Source organism: Thermoflexus sp. (assembly GCF_025055495.1).
Taxonomy (GTDB): Bacteria; Chloroflexota; Anaerolineae; order Thermoflexales; family Thermoflexaceae; genus Thermoflexus.
This window is the reverse complement of the sequence record NZ_JANWXB010000260.1, coordinates 1-5454: the sequence shown is the minus strand read 5'-3', so window position 1 is coordinate 5454 and position 5454 is coordinate 1. Positions and strand designations below refer to the sequence as shown.

Sequence of the window (5454 nt, the reverse complement as noted above, 5' to 3'; positions counted from 1 at the left end):
CCCCTTCCCCCATCACGAAGCCATCCCGAGTTCGGTCGAAGGGGCGGGAGGCTCGCTCGGGCTCTTCGTTTCGCGTGGAGATGGCTCCCATTACGTTAAAGGCGGCCACCGAAATCGGCAGGATGGCCGCCTCGGCGCCGCCGGCGATCACTACGTCGGCATCCCCGCGTCGGATCAGATGCATGGCCTCGCCGATCGCGTTCGTTCCGCTGGCGCATGCGGTAATCACCGCCATATTCGGTCCCCGGAACCCATAAGCGATGGCGATCAGCCCCGGGGCTGTATCCGCCAGCATCATTGGAACCATGAACGGACTGATCCGATCCGGGCCGCGGGTCATCAGGGTTTCCACCCCCTGAACCAGCGCGCCAATCCCGCCGATCCCGGTTCCCAGCACGACCCCCACGCGCTCCCGATCCACATGAGCGGGATCCAGCCGGGCGTCCTGGAGCGCCTGTTGCGCGGCCGCCAGGGCAAACTGAGCATAGCGATCCAGCCGCCGGGCTTCTTTGCGTCCGAACCACGCTTCCGGATCGAAATCCCGGACCTCCGCAGCGATCCGGGTTTTCAGGGACGAGGCATTGAAGAGGGTGATCGGGCCCACCCCCGATCGCCCGGCCACCACATTTTGCCAGAACGTTTCCACATCGTTCCCCAGGGGCGTGATAGCCCCCATCCCGGTAATCACCACGCGCGTCATTTCGGTTGCCTCCTGCCCATGCGGCGGATTCTGCCTTCGTCCAATCGATCGTTCCCCCATGGTGGGGCGCTTTCGCTCCATCCTCTTTCCTCGGGCGACTTCCGGGCCCTCCCGCAGGTTTTTAGGGCTGAGGCACCGCCGAAGGCAGTTGCCCCAATCCCAGTTTTTAGGGGGAGAGGCGCCTAGTGCTTTGTCCATTTTTGATTTGGGGGTTTTCGGGGGGGCGTGGGGCCATTCCTTCCGGACTGGCTTCGGTTCCTCAAATCCCCAGCTGATAACTGGACAAAGCACTAGCCCGCTCCCCTCCCCAAGGCGCTTGATGGGACTCCATGCCCGAAGTTGCCCCTGATGTAGCGCATTTTCTTTAGCAAAAACACCCGGAGAGGCTTTTTGTTACACCGGGGATGTTTAGGGAGTAGGGCTACCTGGTGCGCACGATCGTCGAGCGGCTGCGGCGCGAAGTTGGGCCGCTCCTATAATCCCCAGGCCAAGGATCGCCATCCCCCCCATCAGAGCACGCTGAAGGAAGACCGGGAGCAGGAAAAGGATGAACCGATACACCGGACGTGCGGTGAAGCGCAAGGTATATCCCCCCGGGAGGGTCCGCTCAAGGGCTTGGCCATCTGCCAGCCGGGGCAGTTCCTCCTGCCAGATCACCGCCCCTGTTCCCTCTTCAAAGATCGTCAGCCATCGCTCCTCTTGGATCCGGAGGATCCAGCGAGCTTCCGGGATCGCCGCGAAGGCTTCCCCTTCCGGAGAGGGATGCAGCAGCATCCGGGAAACCGGAGGGGCATCCAGCGCGGCGCGCAGGGTCAGCGGACCGGAAGGGCCTCTGGCCTCTACCTCCAGCACCGAATGGCTGCGCCGGACGATCCCGCCATACGGTCCCAGAAAGAAAGGAAGATAGGGATGGAACCCTGTTCGTCCGATCAGGTCTCCCTGGCGCCAGAGGGAGAGCCCGTTCTCTTCCAGGGCCAGTCGGAAGCCATCCACCGATTGTCCCTCCCCGGGAGCCAGCAGAAGGGAATGCGGGGGTGGCAGGTAACGCCCCAGGCCCCCGGCCCCAATGGCGGAAACCAGCAGGGCGAAGCCGAGCGCCCTCATCCGTTGTCGAGCCCGGCCCGCCTCGATGGCGTGAGCGAGGAAACTCCAGGCCAGACCCGCCCAGAGCAGCCGCCAGCCGGGCGTCTCAGCGAGGGACCACAGGCCCAAACGATCCAGAGGATCGAAGAGAGGACCGAAGCGGAGACGAGCACGAGCTGCCCAGATCCAGTAAGCCGGATCGCCGGAGGGGGGCGCCTGGGAGGCTCCGATCATCCAGAGAAGCCCAAGGGCTAACAGGAGGCTGGGGAGCGCGATCCCCCATCGGCTGGCCAAAAACCTCCATCCTCTCACTGGAAGCCCGATCCAGGAAGCTCCCAGATGGGGAGAAATGGGGGGTCCCGAGCCGGGAGAAGCTCCTGACACATTCTCAGGGATGGGGGTCCCCTTCAATAAGAGATTCCCACGTAGAGGATGTCGAAACGTGGAGAGCCACCTGCGGGATTCGAACCCGCGACCCCCCGCTTACGAGGCGGGTGCTCTTCCGGCTGAGCTAAGGTGGCATCTCAACTTTATGTTCCCGGATTGGCGTAGATAATTATATCGAGGATACCTCAGGTCAGCAACCGGGGGCAGGCGGGTGAGCAGCGGATAGATCCCCCGTTAAAGTTTCGATCCCCCTCTTCCCGTGCCCGAAGGGCCGCGGGTGAGGGAATGATTTACGCCGTCCGCCTCCTCATTCGATGTAGGCAGGAGCCCCCGCCGCTCATCGGAGTTTGTCGCGCTTGATCGGGGAGGCTGGATAGGCAGGGCCGAAGGCCGAAGGTCCCTCGCCTCCCTCCCCCCACGGTATCCAATGGATGGACTCCGGGCGAATCGCGATGGTCCAGGAACGGATCCGATCCAGGCCCAACCGTTCATACACATAAGGCGGGATTTCGATCTCCAGATCGTAATCCCGCTCCGGCGTCAACCGGGGCCCATGAAGCCGGAAAAAGAGCACCTGAGCCAAGCCATAGTCGATTTCTCCGACGATCTCCCCTTCCAGCAGGTTCTCCCGCTCCGGAGGAGGCGGACGATCCGGCCGGACGATGGCGATATGCTCGGCGCGGATGCAGACCAGGATTTCCGTCCCAACCGGAAGCGGTGGGGCCTCTGGGTTCGGGCGAGCCCGTAGCTCCCGTTCCCCGATCGATAGACGCAAGCCCTCTGGATCCATCCCCCGCACCTGACCGCGCAAGAGATTGCGAACGCCGACCAGATGGGCCACCTCCAGGCGAGCCGGACGATGGAGCACTTCCTGGGGCGGGCCTACCTGCAAAAGCCGCCCTCCTTCCAGAACAGCGATCCGGTCCGCCAGAAGGACCGCCTCGGCCAGGTTATGGGTGACGAAGAGGATGGGAATGTTCAGCTGGCGCTGGAGCTTTCGGATCAGGGTCTGCAGATCCGATCGGGTGGGCGCGTCCAGGGCGGAAAGCGGCTCATCCAGAAGGAGGACATCCGGCTGAATGGCGAGGGCTCGCGCCAGAGCCACCCGTTGCTGCTGTCCGCCGGATAGCTGATGCGGCCGCCGCCCGGCCAGATCCGCCAGGCCGACCTGATCCAGCCATTCCATTACCTGATGATGGATCTCCTTCGATGGACCCCGGAGGCCATAGGCCACATTCTCGAAGACCGTGAGATGGGGGAACAGCGCGTATCCCTGAGGCACATAGCCCACCCGCCGGGCCTGCGGGGGCAAATTCACTCCGGATCGGGAATCGAACAACACGCGACCATTGAGAACAATCCGACCGAAAGCGGGGTGAAAGAGCCCGGCGACCGCTCGCAAGGTCAGGCTCTTTCCAGCCCCCGATCGACCGAACAGCACGATCAACTCCGTCCCAATGGTCAGGTGAAGCTGGAGCTGGAATCCCGGCCAGGTGTGGGCGATCTCCAATTCCAGCATGGTTTACGCGGCCAGCCGGCGGCCCAATTGCTGGGCCGCAACCAAGGTGAGGACGCCGAATACGGAGAGAACGGCGACCAGGATCCCGGCTCGGGTGGGATCATTCGCCTGAACGGCATCATACACCGCGATGGCCAGGGTCTGGGTTCGGCCCGGGATGTTCCCCGCCACCATCAGGGTCGCCCCGAAATCCCCCAGAGCCCGAGCGAAGCTCAGGATCATGCCCGCCAGGATGCCCCGCCACGCCAGGGGCAGCGTGATCGTCCGGAACACCTCCCATTCCGATCGACCCAGTGTCCGAGCCACCTGTTCCAGCTCCGGATCCACTCCTTCAAAAGCCGTGCGACAGGACTGGACCATCAGGGGGAGCGAGGAGACGGCGGCGGCAACCACGGCCCCCCGCCAGGTGAAGACCAGGGGCACCCCCACGGCCTCCAAGGCCTGACCGATGGGGCTGGTTCGGCCCAGGGCGACCAGCAGATAATAACCCAGCACCGTGGGCGGAAGGACCAGCGGGATGGTCACGAGGGCCCCCAGCAGATCCCGAGCGGGGAAGGACCGGCGCGCCAGCAACCATCCGACCGCAATCCCGATGATGAGGTTGATCCCGGTTGCCAGAGTCGCCACTTGGGCGGAAAGGAGAAATGGGAACCAGTCCAAGGATCCATCCTCCGTGGAGAGGAAGCTGTTTCCGTGGAGGCTGCCTTCGGCAGCCCCACGAAAATTCCACGAAAATCATCACTGCCCAACGGAGGGGATGCTCTCAAACCCATATCGGCGCAGGATCTCCTGCCCTTCGACGCTCAGAACGAACGCCGCGAAATCCCGGGCGAGGGACTCGTTCGGCGTTCGACGGAGCACCGCAAGACCCTGATCGATGGGCTCATGGAGCTCGGGAGGAATCAGCGTCCAGCGCAGATCGCTGGGTAGCACCAGCGCCAGCGCCACAAGGCCCGCGTCGGCTTGGCCGGTCTGAACGAACTGAAAGGTTTGGAGGATATTCTCGCCGAGCACGATCTTCGGTTGTAGAGCCTCCCACAGCCCCGAGCGCTCCAGAGCCTGCCGGGCCGCCCGGCCGTAGGGCGCGTGATCCGGGTTGGCGATCGCCAGGTGACGGATCGCTGGATCCTGCAGATCCGAAAGAGAGCGGAGGGCTTTGGGGAAGTTCGGCGAAGCAACCAGAGCCAACCGTCCCCGGGCGTAGAGCCGTTCGGTGCCGGGCACCGTATGGCCGCCCTGGCGAAGCCGTTCGATATACCGCCAATCGGCGGAGAGGAAGACGTCGAAGGGCGCCCCGTTCTCGATCTGCTGGGTCAACTGCCCGCTGGAACCATAGCTCACAATCACCCGAATCCCCGTCCGGTCCTGATAAGCCCGGATCATCTCCCCCAGGGCACCTCGGAGATCGGCAGCAGCCGCCACGGTTAACTCGCCACGGTTTGGATTCCCCCGGCCCGAGAACTGGCCTTCCGAACTTGAGGGCAAGCCCTGACAGGCAACGAGGGCGAGTCCGGCGAACAGACATAAGATCCGAGAGATCCGGGGCTTGGATTTCCTCATCGAGCAGGCCCCCCTTTGGGCGTCACGCAGAACATTTCCGACATCCAACCTGGCCCTTGAATTCTGGAAGTCCGCTCTCTCTTATTCTAACCGATCGAGGTGCAACCGAAAGGGTTCCGCGGCCACAGCGTTGGGCTGCGAGGCGTAGTGATCTGCCCGGGGGAGGACACCGGGGAGGTTTGGGGGCGGGCGGGGCCGTTGAAGG

5 protein-coding genes and 1 tRNA gene are annotated in these 5454 nt (G+C 63.8%); all 6 read right to left on the bottom strand.

The window, feature by feature from the left end; all coding sequences use genetic code 11:
* Positions 1–700 (bottom strand): beta-ketoacyl synthase N-terminal-like domain-containing protein (locus NZM16_RS08550; protein WP_295479929.1); only part of this gene is annotated, 700 nt, incomplete at its 3' end.
* A gap of 408 nt (positions 701–1108) precedes the next feature.
* Positions 1109–2077 carry a hypothetical protein gene (locus tag NZM16_RS08545; RefSeq protein WP_295479927.1) on the bottom strand — a complete coding sequence of 323 codons (969 nt, stop codon included), beginning with the start codon at positions 2075–2077 and terminating at the stop codon, positions 1109–1111.
* A 154-nt stretch (positions 2078–2231) separates the two neighbouring features.
* A tRNA-Thr gene (locus NZM16_RS08540) sits at positions 2232–2304 on the bottom strand.
* Between the two features lie 203 nt (positions 2305–2507).
* Entirely contained in the window at positions 2508–3689 is a 1182-nt protein-coding gene (locus NZM16_RS08535) for an ABC transporter ATP-binding protein (protein ID WP_295451003.1), read from the bottom strand.
* A 3-nt stretch (positions 3690–3692) separates the two neighbouring features.
* Positions 3693–4349, bottom strand: a complete 657-nt coding sequence (modB, locus tag NZM16_RS08530) for a molybdate ABC transporter permease subunit (protein WP_295451006.1) — start codon at positions 4347–4349, stop codon at positions 3693–3695.
* 78 nt (positions 4350–4427) lie between these two features.
* Positions 4428–5111: a molybdate ABC transporter substrate-binding protein gene (gene modA, locus NZM16_RS08525; protein ID WP_295451009.1), complete on the bottom strand. Its 684-nt coding sequence runs from the start codon at positions 5109–5111 to the stop codon at positions 4428–4430.
* Between the last annotated feature and the right edge of the window lie 343 nt (positions 5112–5454).